Origin of the sequence: Snodgrassella sp. ESL0324 (assembly GCF_013344955.1) — a bacterium.
Lineage (GTDB): Bacteria > Pseudomonadota > Gammaproteobacteria > Burkholderiales > Neisseriaceae > Snodgrassella > Snodgrassella alvi.
This window is the reverse complement of record NZ_JAAEDS010000009.1, coordinates 1-24,488: the sequence shown is the minus strand read 5'-3', so window position 1 is coordinate 24,488 and position 24,488 is coordinate 1. Positions and strand designations below refer to the sequence as shown.

Below are 24,488 nucleotides of genomic sequence, written 5' to 3'. Positions count from 1 at the left end.
TTCGACTGCGTTCTACTTTAAACTGTTCGTTTGTTTCGTGTCGCGTCATCAGCGAAGAAGGCGAACTATACGCCTCCACAAACCCCCTGTCAACTCCTGCCTGCATTTATTTTTGACTTTCTCCTCATTCAACTGTTTTTCCTGTGTTTATTTTTGGCTCCTTTGACTCAGCTTTTGCTGTTTTATTTGACTTCACTATCTGCCGATTGGGATGTTGACTTGTTTATAGCCTCTATTTCCTTTTACTTGTGATTAGATGACAGTACTATTTATCAAGGTCTTTTTTGAGTTTAGCATTTTCATAGTATTCTTTTTTAAATCTCAACAATGCTATTTGCTTTTTTAATGTTTCCATGGTGTCGAGCAGCTTTTGTTCTTGCTGGCTAATTATATTCAGCCGCTGATTCAGTGTTTTATCTCCTTGCAAACAGAGCTCTACATAGTGTTGAACATCTTTTATGGACATATTGGCATTGCGTAAACACTCGATTAATTTTGCCCATTGTAAATCTGCATCTGAAAAGAATCTTTTGTCATGCTGATCTCTCTGTAAGAACGGGAATAAATTAAGGGAATCGTAATAGCGCAGAGTATGTGCTGATAATCCAAGAATTTGGGCCGCTTCGGTTACGGAATATTTAGGTTTGAGGCTTAACTGCCCATTATTGGCTATTGATAAAATACAATCCTGTAAATCCACCATTTTTTACCTCTTTAGTTTTATAAATCAACAAAATATCACAATTAGTAAAGACGGGATATTAAGCTTGACTTCGAGTTACTCTAATTATTACATTTAATGCCTATTAAATGAATAAAATCTGAAAGAATGGGAATATGAACCTAAATAATATTAGAAATTTTTGTATTATTGCTCATATTGATCATGGTAAATCTACGCTGGCTGACAGGTTAATTGAAATGACAAAAACGGTCAGCGAAAGAGAAATGAAAGAGCAATTATTAGATAATATGGAGCTTGAAAGAGAGCGCGGTATTACTATTAAGCTCCAGACTGTGCGCATGTATTATCAGGCCGAAGATCAGGCTGAGTATGAACTTAATCTGATTGATACACCCGGTCATACTGACTTTGCCTATGAAGTTTCCCGCAGTTTAGCCGCTTGTGAAGGGGCATTATTGGTGATTGATGCCACACAGGGAGTGCAGGCTCAGACTATTGCTAATTTAAAATTAGCGCAGGAACAGAATTTAACGATTATTCCGGTTATCAATAAGATTGATATGCCAAATGCGGATGTAGAACGTGTTACCAAAGAGCTCGAAGAGCTGGATGGGATTAATCTGGATAATATTATATTGGCTTCGGCCAGAACAGGGGCCGGAGTCGATAATATTCTGAATGCTATTGTTAAAGAAATACCGGCACCTAGTGGTGAGCAGAATCGTCCTCTTCAAGCTTTAATTTTTGATTCGCATTACGATATGTATCGTGGTGTAGTTCTGCATGTCCGTATCTTCAATGGTTCGGTGACTAATGGTCAGAAAATTAAAATGATCAAAAGTGAACTGGAGTTTGAAGCATTACAGATTGGTGTATTTCTGCCTGAAATGAGGTCTGTTGAAACGCTTGTTGCGGGCGAGGTAGGTTATATTTCTACTAATATAAAGGTGGTGTCCAATGTGAAAGTTGGTGATACATTAATTGATATTAATGCACCAGACACTCCTCCCGTACCCGGATATAAAGATGTTAAACCCATGGTATATGCAGGCTTATTTCCTATTAAAAATGAGGAACAGGAAAAGCTGCGCGATGCGATAGAAAAACTGGCTCTGAATGATTCGGCCTTTGTTTATCAACAGGAAAATTCTCTGGCACTTGGCAGTGGCTTTCGATGTGGCTTTCTAGGCATTTTGCACATGGAAATTATTCAGGAAAGACTTGAACGGGAGCATGGTATTGAAATTATTTCTACGTTTCCCAGTGTTGAGTACCGGGTAACGCTTACGAATGGCCAGATAATAACGGTAAATAATCCGACATTGTTACCGAGTTTTGAAAAAATAGCTTCCATTGAAGAACCCTTTATTGAGTCAGCCATTATTATTCCTGTGGAAAATATTGGCGAAATTATGAATCTGTGCCAGGAAAAGCGAGGCATATTCGTTGATATGACCTACCTCAATAATAAAATGGCGGAACTATTTTTTAAGCTGCCGATTTCTGAAATTGCCTATACTTTTTTCAATTCATTAAAATCCATCACGCATGGTTATGCTTCAGTTGATTACCGCGACAGATGTTATATTGCGTCTGATCTTGTGAAAATGGATATCTGGCTGAATGATGAAATAGTAGATGCATTTTCATTTATTTTACCGCGCAGCAGTAGTTATGAACGCGGTAAGCAAATAGCTCTGAAAATGAAGCATGTGATTCCGCGTAAGTTATATCCCATGCCAGTTCAGTCTGTGGTTGAAAACAGAGTTATTGCGCGTGAGGATATTCCGCCCTTACGCAAAAGCGTAACCGGAAAAGGATATTCCGGCTCTCTATCCAAAAAGAGAAAAATTGCTAAAAATATAAAAGATAATAAAGTCAGACAACGTAAATTTGGCGGTGTAGATATTCCTCAAGCTGCATTCCATGCGGTGCTGGATATTAGCTGATAAATGTTTATCTCTGTCAATTTAAAACTAAGAGGGTATGTTTTTTCTATACCCTCTTAGTTTTTCTACAGCTATTGAAATAATACTTTGAGTATTAACTGTTTCAGCTTACATTTTTTGTACCTGGATTTCTTTCAGATAGATATCATTTTCAGGTAAAGGTTATATACGACAAAATTATCAATGGTTATATACCAGATAGATATAGCTTATGAAATGAAAACATCACTGGCAATCTGTTATCTTTATTAGGAATTATTGATAACTAAAAACAAAATAATTTGTCATGATCAATAAAAAACTCTGCTCGATAATTTAACTGAGTTAATTATTTAATCAGCTGTTCGTCATTAAGATAGTTTTAAGAAGTAGAGCTATCTTTTCCATTGTGATCACGCATCAGCTCAAAATCATGACTCAGTGCAAAATTTGTTGCACTCAAGGCCTGCGATTTTATTAACACACTCCATAATATTGTTTGTTTTATAAAAAGAATTGTTATTTTATATATTATAAATGATAATGATTACTATTACTTTAATAAGGTACTCATTTAATGAAACCGTGTAATAACAGTCCTGCTTCTCGACTTTGGCAACTTACCTTTAAAAATAAAATTTTAATTATTTTATCTTGTTTATTTTCAGTTTTAAGTGTTGCTACTGCTTTTATCCCTTTTATTTCGGTTTATTATATTGTTTACGAATTAATAATGAGTTTAGCCAATAAGGATGTATTAAATAACGGGCTTATTATTCATTATGGTTGGCTGGCTTTTATTGCGGCTGCATTGTCGCTATTTTTTAATTTCCTTGCACTTTGCTTCTCGCATATTGCTGCGTTTAAAACGCTTTACTATTTGAAATATAATTTCGTTCGATATTTATCATATTTACCATTAGGATTTTATACTGAACATTCGAGTGGAGAGTTACGAAAAATCGTTGATGATGATATTGAAAAGATAGAAATTTTTATTGCTCATCAACTCCCTGATATGGTTGGTTCGTTTGCGACTCCGATTATCATTTTAATTATTTTAGCTGTTTTTGACTGGCGTTTAGGGTTGGCAACGCTGGTACCCATTATTTTGGCTTATATTGTTTTGATAAGCGGCTATCGTCGTCAAGATATTAAAAACCATATGCAGGAGTTTCAAAATCGACTCATTGATATGAGTAATGCTTCAGTTGAATATATTCGTGGTATTGCTGTTGTAAAAGCTTTCAATCAAACTTTTTTCTCATTTAAACGCTTTTATGAGTCAATCAAAGCGTATCAAGTATTTTGCCTTAAGTTTACTGATTGTTTTAAATATCATATGGCATTTTTTCTACTGATATTAAATAACATCTATCTTTTTATTCTCCCGGTAATAATTTTCTTACTCGGTTCTGTAGATAATTATGCAAATTTTATCTTAGCTTCTATTTTTTATTTAATTTTCTCACTGGCATTACCAGCGCCTTTTTTAAAACTCATGTATGTTTCTCAAGGCCTTCAAAAAGCAGTTAAAAGCGTTGAAAATATGGATAGTGTTTTAAACGTAAAACCTTTAGCTGAACCCGAATCCGGTTTAGAAGTAAATCGTTATGATATTGGTTTTAATGATGTCACTTTTGCCTACAATAAGATTCAGGATAGCAAGGCTTCAGAGAATAATGCGCTAAGTCACATTTCGTTTACGGCAAAACAAGGAACAACTACTGCTCTGGTTGGACTTTCCGGCAGTGGTAAAAGTACAGTCTCATTGCTTATTCCCCGCTTCTTTGATCCTGATGAAGGTTCGATAACGATTGGTGGTGTAGATATTAAGCAAATGAAAAGTGAGTATTTATTGTCGCTAGTGAGTTTTGTGTTTCAGGATATTTTTCTCTTTAAACAAACTATTTTAGATAATATTAAAATCGGCAAACCCGATGCTCGGTTAGATGAAGTTATTGCCGCTTCCAAAGCTGCACAATGTCACGAATTTATTGAAAAGCTGCCAGACGGATATCAGTCGGTAATAGGCACTAAAGGATTGCATCTTTCAGGCGGTGAAATGCAACGTTTAGCAATCGCCCGCGCATTACTAAAAAACTCACCTATTTTAATTCTTGATGAAGCCACTTCTTTTGCTGATCCTGAAAATGAATACAAAATTCAGCTTGCCTTGAAAGTTTTGATGCAGGGTAAAACCGTTATTATGATTGCTCATCGTTTATCAACAATAAAAGATGCAAATCAAATTGTGGTATTAGATAAAGGTCGAATTGTTGAAAAAGGAACGCATGAGCAGCTAATTGATAAGCATCATACCTATTACAAAATGTGGCAATACTATAAGCAAACATTAAATTGGCAATTGCATTAGTCTGGTCAAGATGATGAGGTGGCATATGTTTAAAAAATTATTGATGTTGTCTGATGCAGAGAATAAAAATCTTAATCAAGCTATTATCGCCTGTATCATCTCTAATTTGACATTAATGTTACCGTTTGTCATTTTATTACAGATAATTATCCTGCTAATTAAGCCATTAACTGACCAAATTCCTGTAAATATAAATTACTTATGGATTATGGCGGGAGCAGGCGTGGTTTCAGCCTTATTATTCTTATTTTGTTATAAAAGAGAATATGAAAAAACTTATGCTAATGCTGTCAGTCAGGCTGCCAATACCCGAATTGAAGTTGCTGAAAAAATCCGCAAACTACCGCTTAGTTTTTTTAATCGAAAAGATCTTTCTGAACTTACGGCTAATATTATGGGTGATTGTGCCGTTATTGAGAACATGCTTAGCCATGTGATACCCCAATTAATCGGCTATTCAATCAGCAGTCTGATAACTTGTTGTTTATTAGCATTTTATGATTGGCGGATGGCTGGTGCTATTTTTTGTACTCTGCCGATTTCTATTATTATTGTTGTTATTGGTAAAAGACTTGAACAAAAATTTGGTGAAAAACATGTTCAGGCAAAATTAATCGTTTCCGACGAAGTTCAGGAATATCTGGATGGTATTAAAATCATCAAAGGTTACGGAATAAGTGGTAAAAAATTCCAACGCCTGGATAAAGCTCTTAAAAAAATGATGTGGGCATCAATTAAGTTTGAAGGAATAGGAGGAATTATTGTCACTTTGTCTACCATGACATTACAAGTCGGTTTAGGCATAGTGGTTTTACTCGGTGTTTCACTGATGGTTTCTGGCAGCTTGAATCCAATTACTTTTATTGCCTTTGTTATTATCAGTTCACGAATTTATAGCCCTCTGATTTCTATTTTGACATTATTACCCGAGCTGTTTTATATGCTTGTTTCCATCGATAGAATGAGAAGTTTACAATCTGAGTCTATTATGGAAGGAAAAGAAGATGTGACTTTTGCTAATCATACTATCAATATTGATCATGTTAATTTTTCCTATAATCAAATAAACGTTATTAATAATTTAAGCTGCACTATTCCAGAAGGAAAAATGACAGCATTAGTTGGACCATCAGGTAGTGGTAAAAGTACTTTATTACAATTGATTGCGCGCTTTTGGGATGTAAATTCGGGGAGGATTACCATTGGTAATCTTGATATTAAGCAAATTGACCCTGAAACCTTGATGCATTCAATGGCTTTTGTTTTCCAACAGGTGGTATTGTTTGATGATACGATTATGAACAATATTCGCATCGGAAGGCATAATGCATCTGATGAAGAAGTCAAACTTGCCGCTAAAATAGCCAGATGTGATGAACTAATTGCCCGATTAGCTGATGGCTGGAATACCTTAATAGGTGAAAACGGCAGTAAATTATCGGGCGGTGAAAGGCAACGAATCTCAATTGCCAGAGCATTATTAAAAAATGCTCCTATTATTTTGCTTGATGAGGCTACCGCCTCATTGGATCCTGAAAATGAGATTTATATTCAGGAAGCAATCGCCAGTCTGGTCAAAGACAGGACTGTAATCGTTATTGCTCATCGTTTAAAAACGATTATCGGTGCAGATAATATTATTGTTCTGGATAAAGGTTCAATTGCAGAACAAGGTAATTATCAAGATTTGATGGACAATAATGGTTTATTTACTAAGCTTTATAGTTTTCAAAAACAAGCATTATCTGTTAATTACTGATTAATTATTTTTCTCATAATTATCGGTATATGCTATAGCGACATCACTGATAAGAAACAGGCGCAGGTTGCAGTCATTCATTTAACGGGGAAATACCATGTTTTATTTATCTGATGCTGAGCTGGATAAACTATTACTCGATGATATCGCTTATGGTGATTTAACCACCCGTGCTTTAGGTTTTGGCCGGCAGGCTGGAAAAATGACATTCTGTCGCCAGAAAGCTGGCAGGGTTAGTGGTGTGGCCATTGCAGCCAGGCTATTGCAGAAGCTTGGGCTGGAAGTAGTGATACAAGAACAAGATGGTACTGATGTTAATGCTGAAACCGTGCTGTTAACCGCTTTTGGTCAAGCTGAAAATCTGCATCAGGGCTGGAAGGTGGCACAGAATGTACTGGAATGGTGCAGTGGTGTGGCACAATATATGGCGCAAATGCTGGCAAGCGCACATGAGATTAATCCGCTGGTACAAATTGCCTGCACGCGTAAGAGTATTCCCGGTACGAAATCTCTGGCTATTGCTGCTGTAATAGATGGCGGAGGAATATTACATCGTGCCGGCACAGCTGAGTCTGTTTTGCTGTTTGCCAATCACCGCCATTTTTATGAGCAGCCGGATGATTGGGCTGCTATGGTAACGCGTTTAAAGTATGCTGCGCCGGAAAAGAAAATTATTGTCGAAGCAGATAATATCGAAGAGGCTTTCGCAGCACTGCCAGCACAGGCAGATATTGTACAACTGGATAAGTTTACGCCGGAAGAATTTGCACTGGTGTTGGCAAAACAGCAAATATTAGCGCCAATGAGTTTATTGTCTGCTGCCGGTGGCGTTACTTTATTAAATATAGCGGAATATGTTCGTGCGGGAGCGCAATTACTGGTTACCTCTGCGCCCTATTATGCTCCGCCGGCAGATATTAAAGTGAAATTGCAACCAGTTTAATGCTGATTTGCGATTTAAATGATTGGCTGATGGTTTACTGCACAGTATTGGCACAGCATTTAACTATGGTTGATGGAATAGTTATAAATAATAGCGCATCAACCATAGTTTATTGTAAATAACTAATTATCTGCTTTACTTATCCAGACCCTGCTGCACCATATGGGCTGCTCTGATTACTGCTCTGGCTTTATTTTGAGTTTCCTGCCATTCCAGCTCTTCATCTGAATCAAAGACGATACCGCCACCACTTTGTACATATAGTGTATTGTTTCTGACAACACCAGTACGAATAGCGATACATAAATCCATATCTCCGGAAAAACTCAGATAACCGGCTGCTCCGCCATAAACACCGCGTTTGTTTGGCTCCAGTTCTTCGATGATTTCCAGAGCACGCACTTTTGGTGCGCCTGAAAGCGTACCAGCCGGAAAGGTGGCAGCCAGTACATCCAGATTCGATGTTCCATCCTGTAATTCACCTTCAACATTGGATACCAGATGCATTACATGAGAATAGCGTTCGATAATCATTTTATCGGTAACTTTTACCTGACCGATTTTACTAATGCGTCCGACATCATTGCGTCCAAGATCAATTAGCATGACATGTTCGGCCACTTCTTTGGGATCATTTATCAGATCCTGTGCCAGTGCCTGATCTTCGTCTGGTGTTCTGCCCCGAGGACGCGTTCCGGCAATAGGACGTACTGTAACGCTGCTTTGTTCACGTCTTACCAGAATTTCCGGAGAAGACCCCACCACATAGAAGTCGTCAAAATGATAATAAAATAAATAAGGGGAAGGATTCAAAGTACGCAGAGCACGGTACAGACTCAATGGATTATCGTAAAAAGGCATGCTGAGGCGCTGACTGGGGACAACCTGCATACAATCGCCATTGAGAATGTACTCTTTCACCCGTTTAACATAATTTTTATATTGTTCTTCGCCAGTTTCAGCCACTGGCTCAGTTAATTCACTGCCAAGTGACAATGGCAACTGCACACTCTGACGCAGTGCGGTGCGTAACTCTTCTAAACGTGCTCTGGCCTGCTGATAACCATCTTTTTTACTGGTATCGGCATAAACAATCAGATAAATTTTGCCTGATAAATTATCCACAACCGCCAGCTCTAAGGAAAGCAGCAGAAAAATATCAGGCACACCAATCGGATTAGGTTTGTCTGCCTGCTTCAGCCGGTGGGCTATCTGTTCAAAATGATAAATGGTTTCATATCCGAAATAACCTACCAATCCCCCTGTAAATCTTGGCAAGTCAGGAATATCAGGAGTTTTATATCTGTTCTGAAATGTTTTAATGAATTCCAGCGGATTACCCTGATGCGTTTCTGTTAGCTGATTTTTCTGGTATACCCTTGTGTTTTGTCCGGATATTTTAATATAGGTATCACAGGGCAAACCGATAAAAGAATATCGACCAAAACGCTCACCATTTACTACCGACTCCAGCAAATAGCTGAATGGTTTATTTGCCAGTTTCAGGTAAAGTGACAATGGTGTATCCATATCTGCCAGCACTTCCTGTACTAATGGAATATGAGTATAGCCGGCAGTCATTTGTTGCTGATATTCAGCTAAAGTGATCATGATTTATGCTTGGTGTTGTTTAAAAGGTGTGGTTTCTGATCGGAATTTTTTACAAATAGTACCATTTTCCTTTTCAATATCATAACTTAAATCCGCTTTAAAAGCATTTATCAGATGTATACATGAAGTAATGGAATGGTCTCTGACTCTGCAACTCATTTCCGTATTATCAATGGTATTGCTTATTCCATAAGCAATTACCTTTCTTTTAACTATATACTATCCAGAATTTTCCAGTCGATTTTTAACTCATATAAGCTAATAAAAAAGCTGCTTAGTGTAGCTAAGCAGCTTTTTAAAACAGACCCGTTTAGTCTTCGGCAGGCATTTCACCATCAGTATCATCCAACTGCCCTTCGGTATTCTGAGCAGTGATACCTACTTTATTGCGAATTTTAAGATTAATTTCGTCGGCTATTTCCTGATTATCTTTCAACCATTGACGTACATTGTCTTTACCCTGACCTATTTTGCTGCCATTGTAGCTGTACCATGCACCTGATTTTTCAACAATGCCTAGCTTAACGCCGATATCAATCAACTCACCTTCCCAGCTGATACCTTCGCCATACAAAATATCGAACTCAGCCTGTTTAAATGGCGGAGCTACTTTGTTTTTGATTACTTTAACGCGTGTTTCATTACCAATAACATCATCACCTTTTTTAATCTGGCCGATTTTACGGATATCCAGACGTACAGATGAGTAGAATTTCAGTGCATTACCACCAGTAGTGGTTTCAGGATTACCAAACATGACACCGATTTTCATACGAATCTGATTAATGAAAATAACCAGAGTATTAGTTTTTTTGATGTTACCAGTGAGTTTACGCAAAGCCTGACTCATCAGACGGGCCTGCAAGCCGACATGACTGTCACCCATTTCGCCCTCAATTTCAGCCTTGGGTACCAGGGCTGCAACCGAGTCAACAACAACCATGTCCACCCCGCCACTGCGAACCAGCATGTCACAAATTTCCAGAGCCTGTTCGCCGGTGTCAGGTTGTGATACCAGTAATTCTTCAACTTTTACCCCAAGTTTACGGGCGTAAATCGGGTCAAAGGCATTCTCGGCATCGATAAATGCACATACACCACCATCTTTCTGACACTGTGCTATGGCTTCCAGACACAGCGTTGTTTTACCGGAAGATTCCGGTCCGTAGATTTCTACGATACGACCACGTGGTAAACCACCCACACCCAGAGCCAGATCCAGTCCGAGTGAACCGGTAGAGATTACTTCGAGATTTTCATCGGTATGGCTGCCATCCATTTTCATGATGGAACCTTTACCAAAATTCTTTTCTATCTGCGCCAGTGCCGCAGCCAAAGCCTTGCTTTTTTCATCTGACATATTGATATGCTCGCTTGTACTGTATGATTAACTTAATAAAGTTAATTATCTCATAAGCCTATGATTAGATGTTTAGCAAAAGCTTATTTATGCTATCTATTTGAATTATACGATTTTGTTATCTGTTACTTAGTAGCTGAATGCCCGTCTGCAAAAGGTTATACAAAGCTGTAATGACTTCATTCAAATGCTAATTTACGAATTTTTATTTAATTTTAGCCAGATAGCAGTCAGGTTTATAACGGGTTGATAAAGATGATACACTATTGGTTTACATTAGTGACTATTTTGTCACGATAACCATAACATCAATGATTACCATCTGCCGTTATGGTGCTTTTCTAAAAATAATGATATTTGAACAGTCATCTATTCTATCCAATTCGTAACAGTTGTATGTATTTGCAGACAACAACTGGAGGTTGTCAAAATGAATGCTTTTGCCAGCCTGGGTTTATCTCAGGAAATTGTTTCTGCGCTAACAGAACAGGGTTATCACGAACCTACACCTATACAGTATGCGGCTATTCCGAAAGCGCTGGCAGGTATGGATCTACTTGCTGCCGCACAAACAGGCACAGGAAAAACTGCAGCCTTTATGCTGCCAAGTCTGGAAAGACTGAAACGCTATGCTAATACCAGTACATCTCCGGCAATGCATCCTGTGCGTATGCTGGTACTGACACCAACTCGTGAGCTGGCTGACCAGATTGATCAGAATGTACAGGGTTATCTGAAAAATCTTTCTTTACGCCAGACTGTGCTGTTTGGCGGGATGAATATGGAGATTCAGAAACAGGATTTACGTCAGGGCTGCGAGATTGTTATTGCCACAGTAGGACGTTTGCTTGACCACGTACAACAAAAAAATATCCAGCTAAACAAAGTGGAAATTGTGGTTCTGGATGAAGCAGACCGAATGCTCGATATGGGCTTTATTGACGATATCCGCAAAATCATGCAAATGCTGCCATCACAGCGTCAGACTTTACTGTTTTCAGCAACTTTTGCACCGGCCATTCAGCGGCTCGCTCAGGATTTTATGCATAATCCGGAAAAAATTCAGGTAGCGGCACAAAATACCACTTCTGCCAATGTGGAACAGCATATTATTGCACTGGATAACGGACGCAAGCGTTCACTTCTGCAGCGACTGATCTGTGATCTGAACATGAATCAGGTAATTGTATTCTGTAATACTAAGCAAAGTGTTGATCAGGTTAATCGCGAATTGAACCGCCGCGGAATAAGTGCACAAGCCATTCATGGCGATAAATCCCAGCAAACACGTCTGGAAACACTGGCACAATTCAAGGAAGGCGGTTTGCGTGTTCTGGTGGCTACGGATGTAGCGGCACGCGGTCTGGATATTGCTGAACTTCCGTTTGTAATCAATTATGAGCTACCTTTGAATGCCGAAGATTATGTACATCGTATCGGGCGTACCGGTCGTGCCGGCGCTGAAGGGGTAGCTATTTCCCTGATGGATGAGCAGGAACAAAAAGTATTTAATGCAATAAAAGAATTAACTCAGAATAACCTGCAAATTGAACGCATTGAAGGCTTTGAACCGCGCTGGTGGGAACAGGCACCCGCTGAAAATAAAGCGTCACAGACTTCTTCGGTTAAAGTTGAGAGTGATAAACCGCGTCAGCGCGAACGAGCAGCTAAAGCCAATCAGGCTAATGCAAATAATCAGACAGGCAGAACTCAGGATAGTAATGACGTAAGTGTCAGCTGTCAGCAAATTCCGGGACGTGCGCGCCGTTTCAGCCGTCATAATCATCCGCAATGCGCTCTGCTTCAACCGGATTATGGTGTACGTAAAACCAAAATCAGCCTTTAATTTTTGCGATTAATTATTTGAAATAGCTATTGTTTTAACAATAGCTATTTTTGTTTGTATTAAAATTAAGAAAATAGTTGGGAATTAGTCTAACTACCGGTATAATACCGCGCTGTGGCGGGTCTCCCCGCATGGTTATTTAGGACAACGGGTCAGGTGCGGAAGCAAGCAGCCCATCTTAAAGCGACCAGTGCCGGGGGTTTGGCTCGCCACCCTTATTTCTAAATTTTCTGTATATTCCTCATCTTTTCCCATTATTATCAAATAATTATTGTATTTAATCTGTCACCTTGCTAATCTGCTTTAATTATATTGTGACAAAGGTTTGTACAATGAACCGCCGCTTTATTTCATATATCTTCATAGTATTACTATCTGTATATTCAACAAGTAGCAGTCTGGCAGAAGAAATAAAATTAAATTATGGTGTAGTAGAACTGAGTGCACAGGCATCGCAAACCCTTACCTGGGATGAAATGGTGCTGGTATTGAAGATTCAGCAACAGGGAGCGGACAGACAACAGATCAGCAATAAAGTTACCAGTCAACTGAATCAGATTCTGGCTAATGCACACCGGCATGCTGATTTTAATACCACACAATTAACGCGTGCGGTTGAGCCAAGATTTGATTATCAAAAAGATAAACGCATCGATAATGGCTGGCAGGACAGTGCTCTGATACAGATTAAAAGTACAAATTTAGCGGCTTTAAATCAGTTCGCTGCTACAGTACAGCATCTGGCAACCATTGAAGCTATAAATTATCAGGTTGCAGATACAACACTGAAAAACTATGAAACAAAATTAACCCGACAGGCTATTGCCCGTTTTCAGGAGCGTGCAACACAAATTACTCATGAACTAGGCGGTCATAGATACAAAATAGTGAATATAAATTTAGGCAATAGCCAGCCTACCCAGAATTATGCAGCCTATGCTCAACCTATGATGCTGAGTCGTACAGCCGGTTCTGCTCCGGTTCAGGATATTGCAGCCGGTGAAACTCGTCTCACATTAAACATTAATGGAAAAATTCAGATAACCGGACTACCTGAATAAAAAACCAGTCACTCTTATTTAAATTAGTTCAATACCTATATGAATTCTGAACAAAAATCTGGATAAAAGAAAAGCCAGCTTAAGAAAGCTGGCTTTTCTTATTAACTGGCACGCCCACGGGGAATCGAACCCCGGTTACCGCCGTGAAAGGGCGATGTCCTAACCGCTAGACGATGGGCGCGGAAACTTGGTGCACCCGGAGCGATTCGAACGCCCGACCCTCTGGTTCGTAGCCAGATACTCTATCCAACTGAGCTACGGGTGCGAGAAAGATGTGCAGTATAGGTAACATCGGCATTACTGTCAAGACCAGTCATAATTAAAAAATAGCAATATTAAGCAATATACTGTTTTATCGACAGATAAATTCATATTTAAATTCTGGAGACCTGCATAGATAGTGTTTATATAAATTCATTAAGCTTTTTAGTATAAAGGCATTATTCCATAACCTGCATTTTAGTATAGAATGACTATTTTTTAAGCGTTAGTTATTTGCGTCATGAGTATTGTTACCAACGATGACGCCGCTGCATTTGCCGAGCTGGCAGCGGTTTTTTGTACGCTGCCTCTGCCTGTTGCCATAGTCGATCTTGAAACCACCGGTGGCCATTTCGCTCAGGACCGGATCACTGAAATTGCTATTTTACGTTTTCATCAGGGTTGTATCAGCCGACATCAATGGCTGGTTAATCCGCAGCAGCCAATCAGCGATTTTATTACTAAATTAACAGGTATCAGCAATGAAATGGTGCTGGATGCACCGAGCTTTACCGACATTGCTGGTGAGCTTCTACCTTTACTGCGCGGACACCTTCTGGTCGCACATAATAGTCGCTTTGATTACACTTTTTTGCGTCATGCTTTTGCACGCAATAATATTAATTTTGCAGCACCAACACTTGATACAGTCCCCTTTTCACGCAAATTATACCCGCAGCATTTCAAACATAATCTGGATGCCATTATTGCTCGTTTCGAAATTGATCTGAACGCAGCCGACCGCCATCGTGCCATGGGTGACGTTCTTGCTTTAACTGAGTTTTTACAGCGCAGCTTGCGTGAGCATGATAATGCCCTTTGGCAGTCTCAGTGGCGGGCAATGATTAAACCGGGTTATTTCCCTGCATGGCTTAAACCTGAATTACGTCAGCAATTATATGCCCTGCCAGACAGCTCCGGGCTTCTGTTACAACATTCTCCGAATCAGCCTGAATCTTTAATGATAGTGGAACGGGCTTTTACCGATATATGTATACAATTTCAGCGCCAAAATACACAAAGCTACTGGAAAAATACTACAGAAATTAATTTTATTCCCGCAGTCAGCTCTTTGCATGCATTATGGCTATATGGTTACTATCAGTTACACCCACAAACACAGACACATTTATCCAAATCTTCCTCACCTGCTAACTGGTATACGGTTTCTTTTGTAGCCAATCAGCGCGGACAATTACAGGCAAGAATTATTCGGCTGCAGGAAGGAATATTGCAACATCCGCCTTACGGATTATTTGCTCATCCGCGTGCAGCAAAACGTGCATTATCTGACTGGGCACGCCGCTATGATCTGTGCCCAGCGGTACTGGATATTCTGCCGCAAAGCATCAGCACTCATGAACCTTGTCCGAAACAGGCTGCTCATTTATGTGATGGTCACTGCCGTAAAGAAACAGCTATGGCTGACCAAAATGACAAAGTTATCCAATATGCGCCATTGTTACCGGTTTGCGACTGGGGCAAATGGCATCAGATACGTGTTACTGAAACAGATGCCGTAACTGATACGAATGTGACAATTGAGGCTCAGGCAGGCTGTATCCGGCTGGATGACCAGCACTGGTATTTTCATCCTCTTTTACCTAAACAACTTAAACAGAGATTGAAAAAACCGGAAAATATCGAATTTATACGCTAATTAAAATAAAAATCAGGCTGTAGCAAAAATTTTGCTACAGCCTGATTTTTTAATGCATTAAACCCTAATCAGGATTTACTCTGTTGTAGATCAACTGATTTTTCTGTTGGCCCACCGTCACGTGTAGTATTTTTGTTTTTAGGATGTGTCAGCTGCTCGTGGCTATGTATCACGTTAGGACCGATACGATCAGGTACCTGATCCGGCATGCCGTTAATTGGGATGACGGCCGCTTGCATCACATCAGTATAAGGCAAGGTCGAATCCGCATCTGTTTGCGGATTTTTATTTTCTGAACTGGTCATAAATGCCAAAGTAACACTTTTATCAGCACGTTTCTGTAGCAGTTCCTGCAAAGTATTTTTTTCCATCAATTGCTTTGCATCAATATTAAGTTGTTGCAATACTTTTTCATAGCAGCGGTTTAACTCATCTACAGCACTGGCCGTATGAATAAAATGCTGGTCTACCTGTTGACGATAACTGTCAAAGCTGGCTTTAACTGACTGATATTGCTGATTCTGACTACTGCGCCGCAATAACAGCCACATCAGCCCCATACCAAGCACCAAACCGATTATGGCAGCAATTAATACATACAACCAAACCTGACCATTCATGCTGTTTTCCTTTTCCTGTTGAATATCATATCTGACATCAGCCCCATGCAGATTACTTTATCATTATGGTTAGCATAGCATAACGTATTCCGGATTATTATTGATTAAAGATTTAACTGTTTTATGCAATTTTATCTGAATATATTCAAAATTGAATCATAAGATGATATACAGTATCCGGCCAGTAATAACACCAGTAAACTAAAAATTGCCGCAATCAAATCGTCCAGCATAATACCGAACCCGCCGTGTACCCGGGCGTCAAACCAACGAATAGGCCATGGTTTTACAGCATCGAAGAAACGGAAAATAACAAAAGCAGCCAGCCACCATATCCATCCTGCAGGTATACAAAATAAAATCAGCATCATAGCAGCAATTTCATCCCAGACGATGCCTCCATAATCCTGCCGGTGCAATGCTTGTTCAGTATAATCACAAATAAATATACCAACCAGAAACAGCAACAAAGCAAAAATGATATTCAGCCATAGGGGTAATCCCAGCATAAGCCATAATGCGGCCAATGGAATGGCTGGCAGCGTCCCGAATGTTCCGGGTGCTTTCGGTGCTAATCCCGTACCAAAACCAAAACCCAGCCAGCATACCGGATGCCGGCACAACCAGCGCCAAGTAGGTGTTACCGGTGCAGTAGTCAAATCTTGTTCAGCCAAAATGGTCAAATCCTTGTTTAGATAAGCTGATAATATTGCCCGCATTATCTTTTAACTGCAATAGTCCTGATGCAGTAATAGCACCAATTCGTGTTACCGGTGTAACAGTAGTCTGAGCTGCTGTTAAAATTGCTTCACGTTGTACAGGAGGTGCAGTAAACACCAGTTCATAATCATCACCTCCGGCCAGCATCCATTGCCTTAATTGCTGCTCATCATCAGATATCTGCCGTAAAGTCTGTAAGCCGGGAATAGCATCGACATTCAACTGTGCACCCACATTACTCGCAGCCAGAATATGTCCGATATCCTGAGCCAGACCATCAGAAATATCCTGCGCAGCATGCGCAAGGGAGAGCAGCTGTCTTCCTAGTGCAACCCGCGGTTCCGGACGCAGACGTTTCTGTTCACACGTCTTATATACATCTGCGGGTAATTTTACTTTTCCCCAGTGCATATCCAATGCAGCGGCAGCCAACCCCAACTGACCGGACACCCAGATATCATCACCGATTTTTGCGGCATCACGCCGCAAAGCCTGTCCTCTAGGTGTTTCACCAATAATATTAACATTAAATATCCAGTTACCTTTAGTGGTATCACCACCAATCAGTGTTACCCCAAAACGCGCAGCAAGTGCAAACAAAGCATCACAAAACGCTGCTAACCATTCCTTATTTAGTTCAGGCAGCGCCACACTAAGCAATGCCCAACGCGGACTGGCTCCCATAGCGGCCATATCCGACAAATTAACAGCCAGTATTTTATGCGCCAAATCCCCCGGAGCAACATCCGGAAAAAAATGTGTTCCGCCTATCAGCATATCAGTACTGAAATGCAGATCATAGCCACTACGAGGTCTTATAATAGCAGCATCATCCCCAATACCCAGAATAAGTTGCTCATCCTGCTGCTGACGATATAAATATTGACGAATAAAATCAAATTCATTCACGATAGACAGACTTTAGAATACAAATCAGATTCAGATTTTAAGATGTCTGCCTGAATCTTTCCAGAAAAGTCTATTACCATAACCAGGCAGAGTTATATTGCCTTATCTAAAGATATCATTGCTTAGATTTAAAATAAATTTCTTCAATAATTAAAAAGTTATACAATCAATTCTAGATAAATCCATACAATAAATATATATGAATAAAACATTAAAAAACGATTTAACTGCCATCCATGAGCTTTTAGAGAATACTTTTCATCACTCTATTGACTTTCTAAACAACCTCGACAGTATGCCAACATGTTGCCAATTAACTCAGCAACAGCAAAATAGTTTGCCGCAACTAAATCTACCCGAACAAGGTTATGGCGGATTAGCGACCTTAAATCAATTTAATACTCAGTTTAAAGAGTTTATTGTTGCTTCAGGCGGTCCCAGATATTGGGGGTATGTAACCGGAGGCAGTACACCGGCTGCAATAATAGGCGATATTCTGGCTACTATTTACGATCAGAATACTCAGGCTATCAGCGGCGAGGGGGATGTATCTGCACGTATTGAAATTCACACAACTGATTTATTACTGGATTTATTCAATCTGCCAAGGGAATTTACCGGCGGATTTGTCACCGGCACGACCATGGCAAATTTTTCTGCACTGGCTGTGGCCAGACAATGGTTTGGTACTCAGTTTAAGCAGGATATTGCTGCAGATGGTTTAATAAATCTGTCACTACCGGTTATCTCGGCTACCCCTCATTCATCAGTATTAAAATCATTGGCTATGCTTGGTTTAGGCAGAAATAACTTAATTACCATTCCTACTCTTTCAAATCAGCGTGAAGCCATTAATGTAGCCGAATTAAAACTGTTTATTGAAGATCATTTCAAACATCAGCCATTTATTCTGGTTTTAAATGCGGGCACAGCCAATACAGCTGATTTTGATGCTATTGCGGAAATTATGAAATTGAAGCATAGCTATAACTGTTGGATACATATTGATGCTGCCTTTGGAGCATTTGCCGCCTGCTCTTCACACTATCCGCATTTACTCAATGGTTGGGAAATGGCTGACAGCATTGCCATAGATTGCCATAAATGGTTAAACGTACCTTATGAAAATGCCTGCTTTTTTATACGAAAGGCGCATTTCAGCTTACAGTTTAATCAGTTTAAAAATAACAGTGCTCCATATCTGGAAAATCAACTGGAAAATTTTAACTTTATGAATATCTTGCCGGAAAATTCCAGAAGACTAAAAGCATTACCAGTATTGTTCAGCCTGTTAGCCTATGGCAGAGAAGGGTATCGGTATATTGTGGATAATTCTATTGAGCTGGCTCAAGAATTTGGTAACTATATACGTAAAAGCAGCTATTTTGAATTATTGGCTGAAGTACGTTTAAATATTGTCTGCTTTAAAGTTACTGCAGCATACGATACCGCTGAATTTCTGCAAAGATTAAATAAAACCGGTCTTGTATTTATGACACCAACCACTTTTAATCATGAAAAAGGTATACGTGCAGCATTTGTAAACTGGCGAACTACTATTGAAGATATTAAATTAATATGTTCATTAATTGAAAACATTATCAATAGTAAATAATCTATAAGAAGTTATACATATTATTGGTTTACCCGTTTATCGGTCTTCTATTTTTATTTAAATACTTACTTTGAATAAAAATTCACTTATTATTTATTGCCTTGTAATTTTTTTGGCTAGCTATCTAATTTAAAGGAGTACTCCGTTCTTAACTGCTTTAAGGCAACAGACCGCTTAACTCTCCCAGAAACCAGTTTACCCGTGGATCAGGCGTAGGGCGGGTAACAGCAAAATGATTTACTATATTAGTCGCCTGCTGTGCCAGTAATGGCACCAGTTCACCTGAACGAACATAAGGCTCAGCCATGTCTTGTGACAAAAAACCAAGATGGCTGCCTGCGAGAATAAACAACAATGTTGCCCGCTCTTTATCTGCAGTAGCCGTAGTTACTCCGGCAGAAAAGCCGGCATTAGCCGGAAAATCAGCATAGGTACGTTTTACCCAGTGATATTCTTCAGCAAGCTGATTTAACGTTAAATCCTTAACTTTTGCAGCCGGATGTTCTGCATGACAATAAACATGCTCACGCTGCTCGAAAACTATCTGATATTGCAAATTTTTCAGCAGGCTATAGTAATAGCCGATACCAAAATCCATCTGATTATTGGCAATAGCGGTTTCGATATCATGTGGCGCACAAATATCAATAGTCAGACGCAGCTCTGGATAATGCTGATAGGCACTGGCAATGACCTGATTAAAAATACGCTGAAAATCAGGTGGTAAATACTCAACTAGGCCAATTCGCAACTTACCGGAAAGCACCGAACGATGCCATTTAATATTCTGTACTTCCCGATGAAACTCAGATGTTGCCTGTAAAAGTAATGTACAGGCTTCATATAACTGATGCCCAGCTTTAGTCAGCCCGAAACCGGAACGACCGCGCCGGCATAATATCACGCCCAGACTTTCTTCCAGATGCGCCAAATGCATACTGATTGCCGATTGTGACATATTCAGCCGTTTCTGTGCAGCAGTCACACCTTGACATTCAACAATAGCCACAAATGCCTGTAAAGCCTTCAAATCATGTTTAATCAAGGTATGCAACATCACTATTTCCCCATATCAGAAATCAGCTCAAAACCGGAATAGATACGTCATCATCACAGGCGGCAGACAGCACCTGATTTAAGACCGCAAAAAATTCACTGCCATCCCGTGCTGAAAGCCATTGACCGTTCTTGCAGGCAAAATGATAACCACCACTTTTTGCCGCTATCCATAATTCCTGAGTAGCTGCATGACGGTTTACAATAATCTGCTCACCGCTTTCTGCTTCAATTGTGAGTACATTTCCGCCAGCTTCACAATCGAGATCCCAACCGCCTTCATCTATTTTTTCCTCAATATAGCCAAACAAATCATCACTATATTGCAAAAATTCACTTTCGGTCATCTTACTTACCATACCCCTGCATTTTATTACATTCAAACTGTTATCTTGCCATATAATATGTTTAAATCCTAGTTTTATCCGTTCTGGCAGTATAGCTGTTCACTGCCAGCTTAACTACAATAGGTCAGATTAATGTTTCGTTTCTTCTTTTTAACTGTAATTGCAACCAGTTGTTTAGCGGCCTGTGGTTATAAGGGTGATCTTTATTTGCCAAAAGAGGGAGATAAAGCTAAATACGGACCTGTACAAACCGGACTGACTATTGATCCGATTGATCAGAAAAATTTACCTAAACATGACTAATTCCATGAAATGTGAACAAGTACCCTACTCTGTACTGGCTGCACAGTATGGTACACCATTATATGTTTATAGCCAGAAAGCAATGGCAGATGCTTTTAATCTTTATCAGCAGGCTTTTGCCGATTTAAAATTTTTAATATGTTACTCAGTCAAAGCCAATGGAAATTTATCTATTCTGCGCTATTTTGCCAGTCTGGGCTGCGGTTTTGATATCGTTTCAGGCGGGGAATTAGAACGGGTGTTACTGGCTGGCGGAGCTGCCGACAAGGTCATCTTTTCCGGCGTGGGCAAAAGCAGCGCTGAAATTGAATTTGCCCTGAAAAACAATATTCGCTGTTTTAATGTTGAATCAATGGCTGAGCTGGAACGTATTAATAGTATTGCCCAGCGTCTGAATAAAATTGCTCCGGTATCATTGCGTATTAATCCTGATGTTGATGCTCATACTCATCCGTATATTTCTACTGGGTTAAAAGCCAATAAATTCGGAATTGCCAGTCAGGATGCATTAGCAGCATATCAGTTTGCAGCTACGTTACCGCACTTAAAAATTACAGGAATTGACTGCCATATTGGCTCACAACTCACTGATTTATCACCTTTAATCGAAGCATTACAACGATTGTTGGTACTAGTAGACAAACTAGACGAACTGGGAATCCGGATAGAGCATATTGATTTGGGTGGTGGCATAGGTATTGTTTATCAAAACGAAAATGTGCCTGATCTGAATGCTTATGCAGCAGCAGTCAGCAAATTGTTATCCGGGCGTAACCTGCCTTTAATACTCGAACCCGGGCGCAGTCTGATTGGTAATACCGGCAGTTTGCTCACTACAGTTGAATACATTAAACAAGGTGAAAAAAAGAACTTTGTGATTGTAGATGCGGCCATGAACGATCTGATACGGCCTTCACTATATCAGGCCTATCACAATATTATTAACGCCAGTCCGACAACAGCAGATAAATTTGTTGCTGATGTCGTCGGACCAATTTGCGAAACCGGAGATTTTCTGGCTAAAGACCGAACCATTGCAGCTAAAGCAGGTGATTTACTGTTAATACAAAGTGCCGGGGCATATGCTTCCAGTATGGCAAGTAACTATAACACTCGCTGTCGTGCCGCTGAAGTATTGGTTAATGGTACAGAACATCATCTGATTCGAGAGCGAGAAACAATTGACAGTCTGTTGGCTACCGAAACAGCATGCTTATGATTAATCCATACTTATTGTAATAATAAAGCACAAGTATAGCGTCATCTGCCAGTATTTTTGCACAGACGCTATACTAATTTTATGTTACTCATCGAAAAGCTTTTCAGATATTGAATATTCTCCGGCTGATATTACGCTTTATAAGTACGATAAAAAAAATTCGTTGCATTATCCAAACCACAATTAAAAAATAATTTTAAAATCAAATAAGATAAATATATTTTAACAATTAAGCAAATATCATCTAAAAAGGTCAGATTTATGCCCTGGAAATTTTCCCGACGTGCGCAAAATTTAAAAAGCTCAACCATCAGAGAAATCCTTAAAGTCACCGAACAAGCAGATGTTATTTCATTTGCTGGCGGCTTACCAGCACCAGATACATTTCCATTATCAGAAATCAAAGATGCAGCTAATGCCTTACTGGAAAATCAGGATATTTATGGTGCACTACAATACGGACCAAGTGAAGGCTATACACCTTTACGGCAATGGATAGCTAATTATTTATCAGAACGTGATCATGTATCAGTCAGTAGTGATGAAATTCTGATAGTAACTGGTTCACAGCAGGCATTGGATTTAATCGGGAAAGCACTAATTGATACTAACGATACAATACTGGTAGAAACTCCGACTTATCTTGGGGCATTACAATCCTTTAATCAATACAATCCCGAATATGTAGCTATTGCCAGTGATAATGAAGGCTTAATTCCTGAAACTATAGATAATGAACTGGCAAGCTCTGCAAAATTTCTATATAGCATTCCAAATTTTCAAAACCCTACCGGACGTCGGTTACCATTACACCGGCGAGAGGCTTTAGCCGCAAAAGCAAAACAGAATAATTTATTGCTGATTGAAGATGATCCTTATGGCGATTTGGATTATCAGGGTCAGCGTTTGCCTGCTTTATATACGCTGGCACCAGAAAACACTGTTTATTTAGGTTCTTTTTCCAAAATTTTAGCGCCGGGACTCCGCTTAGGATATCTGGTTGCGAATAAGCAATTCATCAGTAAACTGCTTCCGCTAAAACAAGCTTCTGATTTACACACCCCTAGCCTGACCCAGTACATTGCTTATCAGGTTCTTAATAAAAATAATTTTCTCAATCATCATATTCCGAAAATCCGCCAGCTCTATAATGCCCGCTGCCAGTATATGTTGCAATCATTAGCACAGTATATGCCTAAAGAAGTTAGCTGGAATCAACCTGAAGGAGGTATGTTTATCTGGGTTGAATTACCTGAATATATTAATGCTACTGAATTACTCAAAGAAGCCATTGCTCAGAAAATAGTTTTTGCTCCCGGTGAAACTTTCTATGTACACGGTGAAAAAAATAATTGTTTAAGGCTGGCTTTTGTAACTGTTTCAGAAGAAAAAATTGATACAGGGATAAAAAAAATGGCAGATATAATTAAACATCACATTCAACAACAATTGCTGTGAAATATTAGCAAACTGCATTAATCTGTTTTTTCCACCACAGCCAATACCCAGTATGGTATTGGTTTTTTTATGGCTTAAACTATTAACTAAATACTCTGCACACCAATTGAAACTGGCTAATAAATTCTGCATTAATGGAAGAATCATTAACCGCAAAATATCCACCTTACCTATCACAGAACAGATTTTGCCTAAAATTCTGGATTGGTTATTCTAACCTGTTCAATTAGCCGAATTAAGAATAAATAAAAAACGGACTGGATAATATCCAGTCCGTTTTAGTAATTCAATTAATTATTGAACTTTAATTTCAACATCAACACCAGCTGGCAAGTCCAGTTTCATCAATGCATCAGTGGTTTTATCAGTCCAGTCGATAATATCCATCAGACGCAGATGAGTACGGATTTCCAACTGTTCACGTGAAGTTTTATTCACGTGAGGAGAACGCAGCAGATTAAAACGTTCGATTTTGGTTGGCAGAGGAATCGGACCTTTTACCACAGCGCCAGTACGTTTGGCAGTGTCTACGATTTCCTGTGCAGAACGATCAATTAGAGCGTAGTCATAAGCTTTCAGACGAATACGGATTTTCTGGTTTTTCATATCTATATTCTTCCTGATTAAGCGATAACTTTAGCAACCACACCGGCACCAACTGTTCGGCCACCTTCACGAATCGCAAAGCGTAAGCCTTCTTCCATCGCAATCGGATGAATCAGTTCTACGTCTATCGTTACATTCTCTCCC

At 39.5% G+C, this 24,488-nt stretch carries 19 protein-coding genes, 2 tRNA genes, 1 other RNA gene and 2 pseudogenes; 12 read left to right on the top strand and 12 right to left on the bottom strand.

Annotated features, from left to right (window positions below; translation table 11 throughout):
• Positions 1-265: 265 nt before the first annotated feature.
• Positions 266-703: a MerR family transcriptional regulator gene (locus GYY70_RS01940; RefSeq protein ID WP_174831092.1), complete on the bottom strand. Its 438-nt coding sequence runs from the start codon at positions 701-703 to the stop codon at positions 266-268.
• Between the two features lie 134 nt (positions 704-837).
• Here GYY70_RS01940 and lepA point away from each other — a divergent pair, with 134 nt between their 5' ends.
• The 4 genes from lepA to modD all read left to right on the top strand — a co-directional run bounded on the left by lepA (position 838) and on the right by modD (position 7,692).
• Positions 838-2,634 carry a translation elongation factor 4 gene (lepA, locus tag GYY70_RS01935; protein WP_025329920.1) on the top strand — a complete coding sequence of 599 codons (1,797 nt, stop codon included), beginning with the start codon at positions 838-840 and terminating at the stop codon, positions 2,632-2,634.
• Positions 2,635-3,190: 556 nt separating this feature from the next.
• On the top strand, positions 3,191-4,990 hold the full coding sequence (locus tag GYY70_RS01930; protein WP_174831090.1) for an ABC transporter ATP-binding protein: 1,800 nt from the start codon (positions 3,191-3,193) through the stop codon (positions 4,988-4,990).
• A 25-nt stretch (positions 4,991-5,015) separates the two neighbouring features.
• A complete protein-coding gene (locus GYY70_RS01925) occupies positions 5,016-6,749 on the top strand; it encodes an ABC transporter ATP-binding protein (RefSeq protein WP_174831088.1) in 1,734 nt (577 codons plus the stop codon).
• A gap of 97 nt (positions 6,750-6,846) precedes the next feature.
• Positions 6,847-7,692, top strand: a complete 846-nt coding sequence (modD, locus tag GYY70_RS01920; protein ID WP_174831086.1) for a ModD protein — start codon at positions 6,847-6,849, stop codon at positions 7,690-7,692.
• A 135-nt stretch (positions 7,693-7,827) separates the two neighbouring features.
• Here the strand turns inward: modD and trpE are convergent, their stop codons facing one another.
• On the bottom strand, positions 7,828-9,303 hold the full coding sequence (gene trpE, locus GYY70_RS01915; RefSeq protein ID WP_084586045.1) for an anthranilate synthase component I: 1,476 nt from the start codon (positions 9,301-9,303) through the stop codon (positions 7,828-7,830).
• 310 nt (positions 9,304-9,613) lie between these two features.
• Positions 9,614-10,663 carry a recombinase RecA gene (gene recA / locus GYY70_RS01910; protein ID WP_025329915.1) on the bottom strand — a complete coding sequence of 350 codons (1,050 nt, stop codon included), beginning with the start codon at positions 10,661-10,663 and terminating at the stop codon, positions 9,614-9,616.
• Positions 10,664-11,093: 430 nt separating this feature from the next.
• On the opposite strand from recA, the pseudogene GYY70_RS01905 reads away from it, so the two are divergent.
• From GYY70_RS01905 to GYY70_RS01895, 3 genes and pseudogenes are all read left to right on the top strand, one after another.
• Positions 11,094-12,330 (top strand): annotated as a pseudogene (locus GYY70_RS01905) (DEAD/DEAH box helicase); the annotation flags it as partial.
• Positions 12,331-12,625: 295 nt separating this feature from the next.
• An RNA gene (gene ffs, locus GYY70_RS01900) (signal recognition particle sRNA small type) lies at positions 12,626-12,723 on the top strand.
• A gap of 118 nt (positions 12,724-12,841) precedes the next feature.
• Positions 12,842-13,570, top strand: coding sequence for an SIMPL domain-containing protein (locus GYY70_RS01895; RefSeq protein WP_174831084.1), 729 nt, complete (start codon positions 12,842-12,844; stop codon positions 13,568-13,570).
• Between the two features lie 106 nt (positions 13,571-13,676).
• Here the strand turns inward: GYY70_RS01895 and GYY70_RS01890 are convergent.
• A tRNA-Glu gene (locus GYY70_RS01890) sits at positions 13,677-13,751 on the bottom strand.
• 7 nt (positions 13,752-13,758) lie between these two features.
• Positions 13,759-13,835: transfer RNA gene (locus GYY70_RS01885), tRNA-Arg, on the bottom strand.
• A gap of 237 nt (positions 13,836-14,072) precedes the next feature.
• Here GYY70_RS01885 and GYY70_RS01880 point away from each other — a divergent pair.
• Complete coding sequence (locus GYY70_RS01880) at positions 14,073-15,491, top strand: PolC-type DNA polymerase III (protein ID WP_174831082.1); 1,419 nt, start codon at positions 14,073-14,075, stop codon at positions 15,489-15,491.
• A 68-nt stretch (positions 15,492-15,559) separates the two neighbouring features.
• On the opposite strand, the gene GYY70_RS01875 is transcribed toward GYY70_RS01880, so the two are convergent.
• The 3 genes from GYY70_RS01875 to thiL form a co-directional block, all read right to left on the bottom strand.
• Positions 15,560-16,111 carry a ZapG family protein gene (locus tag GYY70_RS01875; protein ID WP_174831080.1) on the bottom strand — a complete coding sequence of 184 codons (552 nt, stop codon included), beginning with the start codon at positions 16,109-16,111 and terminating at the stop codon, positions 15,560-15,562.
• A gap of 131 nt (positions 16,112-16,242) precedes the next feature.
• A complete protein-coding gene (locus tag GYY70_RS01870; protein WP_370521132.1) occupies positions 16,243-16,794 on the bottom strand; it encodes a phosphatidylglycerophosphatase A in 552 nt (183 codons plus the stop codon).
• The gene (gene thiL / locus GYY70_RS01865; RefSeq protein WP_174831076.1) at positions 16,778-17,740 is read right to left on the bottom strand and encodes a thiamine-phosphate kinase; all 963 of its coding nucleotides are present in this window, start codon (positions 17,738-17,740) and stop codon (positions 16,778-16,780) included. Before thiL ends, GYY70_RS01870 begins: the two co-directional genes overlap by 17 nt.
• A gap of 199 nt (positions 17,741-17,939) precedes the next feature.
• Between thiL and GYY70_RS01860 the strand changes: the two genes are divergently transcribed.
• Positions 17,940-19,355, top strand: a complete 1,416-nt coding sequence (locus GYY70_RS01860) for a pyridoxal-dependent decarboxylase (protein ID WP_174831075.1) — start codon at positions 17,940-17,942, stop codon at positions 19,353-19,355.
• Between the two features lie 157 nt (positions 19,356-19,512).
• Here GYY70_RS01860 and GYY70_RS01855 read toward each other — a convergent pair whose 3' ends face one another.
• A complete protein-coding gene (locus tag GYY70_RS01855) occupies positions 19,513-20,412 on the bottom strand; it encodes a LysR family transcriptional regulator (RefSeq protein ID WP_084547970.1) in 900 nt (299 codons plus the stop codon).
• Positions 20,413-20,434: 22 nt separating this feature from the next.
• Positions 20,435-20,758 (bottom strand): iron donor protein CyaY, encoded by a 324-nt coding sequence (cyaY, locus tag GYY70_RS01850; protein ID WP_078474527.1) that lies wholly within the window; start codon positions 20,756-20,758, stop codon positions 20,435-20,437.
• A 132-nt stretch (positions 20,759-20,890) separates the two neighbouring features.
• Between cyaY and GYY70_RS01845 the strand changes: the two genes are divergently transcribed.
• From GYY70_RS01845 to GYY70_RS01835, 3 genes are all read left to right on the top strand, one after another.
• Positions 20,891-21,061: a lipoprotein gene (locus tag GYY70_RS01845; protein WP_078474526.1), complete on the top strand. Its 171-nt coding sequence runs from the start codon at positions 20,891-20,893 to the stop codon at positions 21,059-21,061.
• 4 nt (positions 21,062-21,065) lie between these two features.
• Positions 21,066-22,280: a diaminopimelate decarboxylase gene (gene lysA, locus GYY70_RS01840; RefSeq protein ID WP_174831073.1), complete on the top strand. Its 1,215-nt coding sequence runs from the start codon at positions 21,066-21,068 to the stop codon at positions 22,278-22,280.
• Positions 22,281-22,541: 261 nt separating this feature from the next.
• Positions 22,542-23,738: a PLP-dependent aminotransferase family protein gene (locus tag GYY70_RS01835; RefSeq protein ID WP_174831071.1), complete on the top strand. Its 1,197-nt coding sequence runs from the start codon at positions 22,542-22,544 to the stop codon at positions 23,736-23,738.
• 294 nt (positions 23,739-24,032) lie between these two features.
• Here the strand turns inward: GYY70_RS01835 and rpsJ are convergent, their stop codons facing one another.
• Positions 24,033-24,344, bottom strand: a complete 312-nt coding sequence (gene rpsJ / locus GYY70_RS01830) for a 30S ribosomal protein S10 (RefSeq protein WP_025329903.1) — start codon at positions 24,342-24,344, stop codon at positions 24,033-24,035.
• A gap of 17 nt (positions 24,345-24,361) precedes the next feature.
• Positions 24,362-24,488, bottom strand: a pseudogene (gene tuf, locus GYY70_RS01825) (elongation factor Tu); the annotation flags it as partial.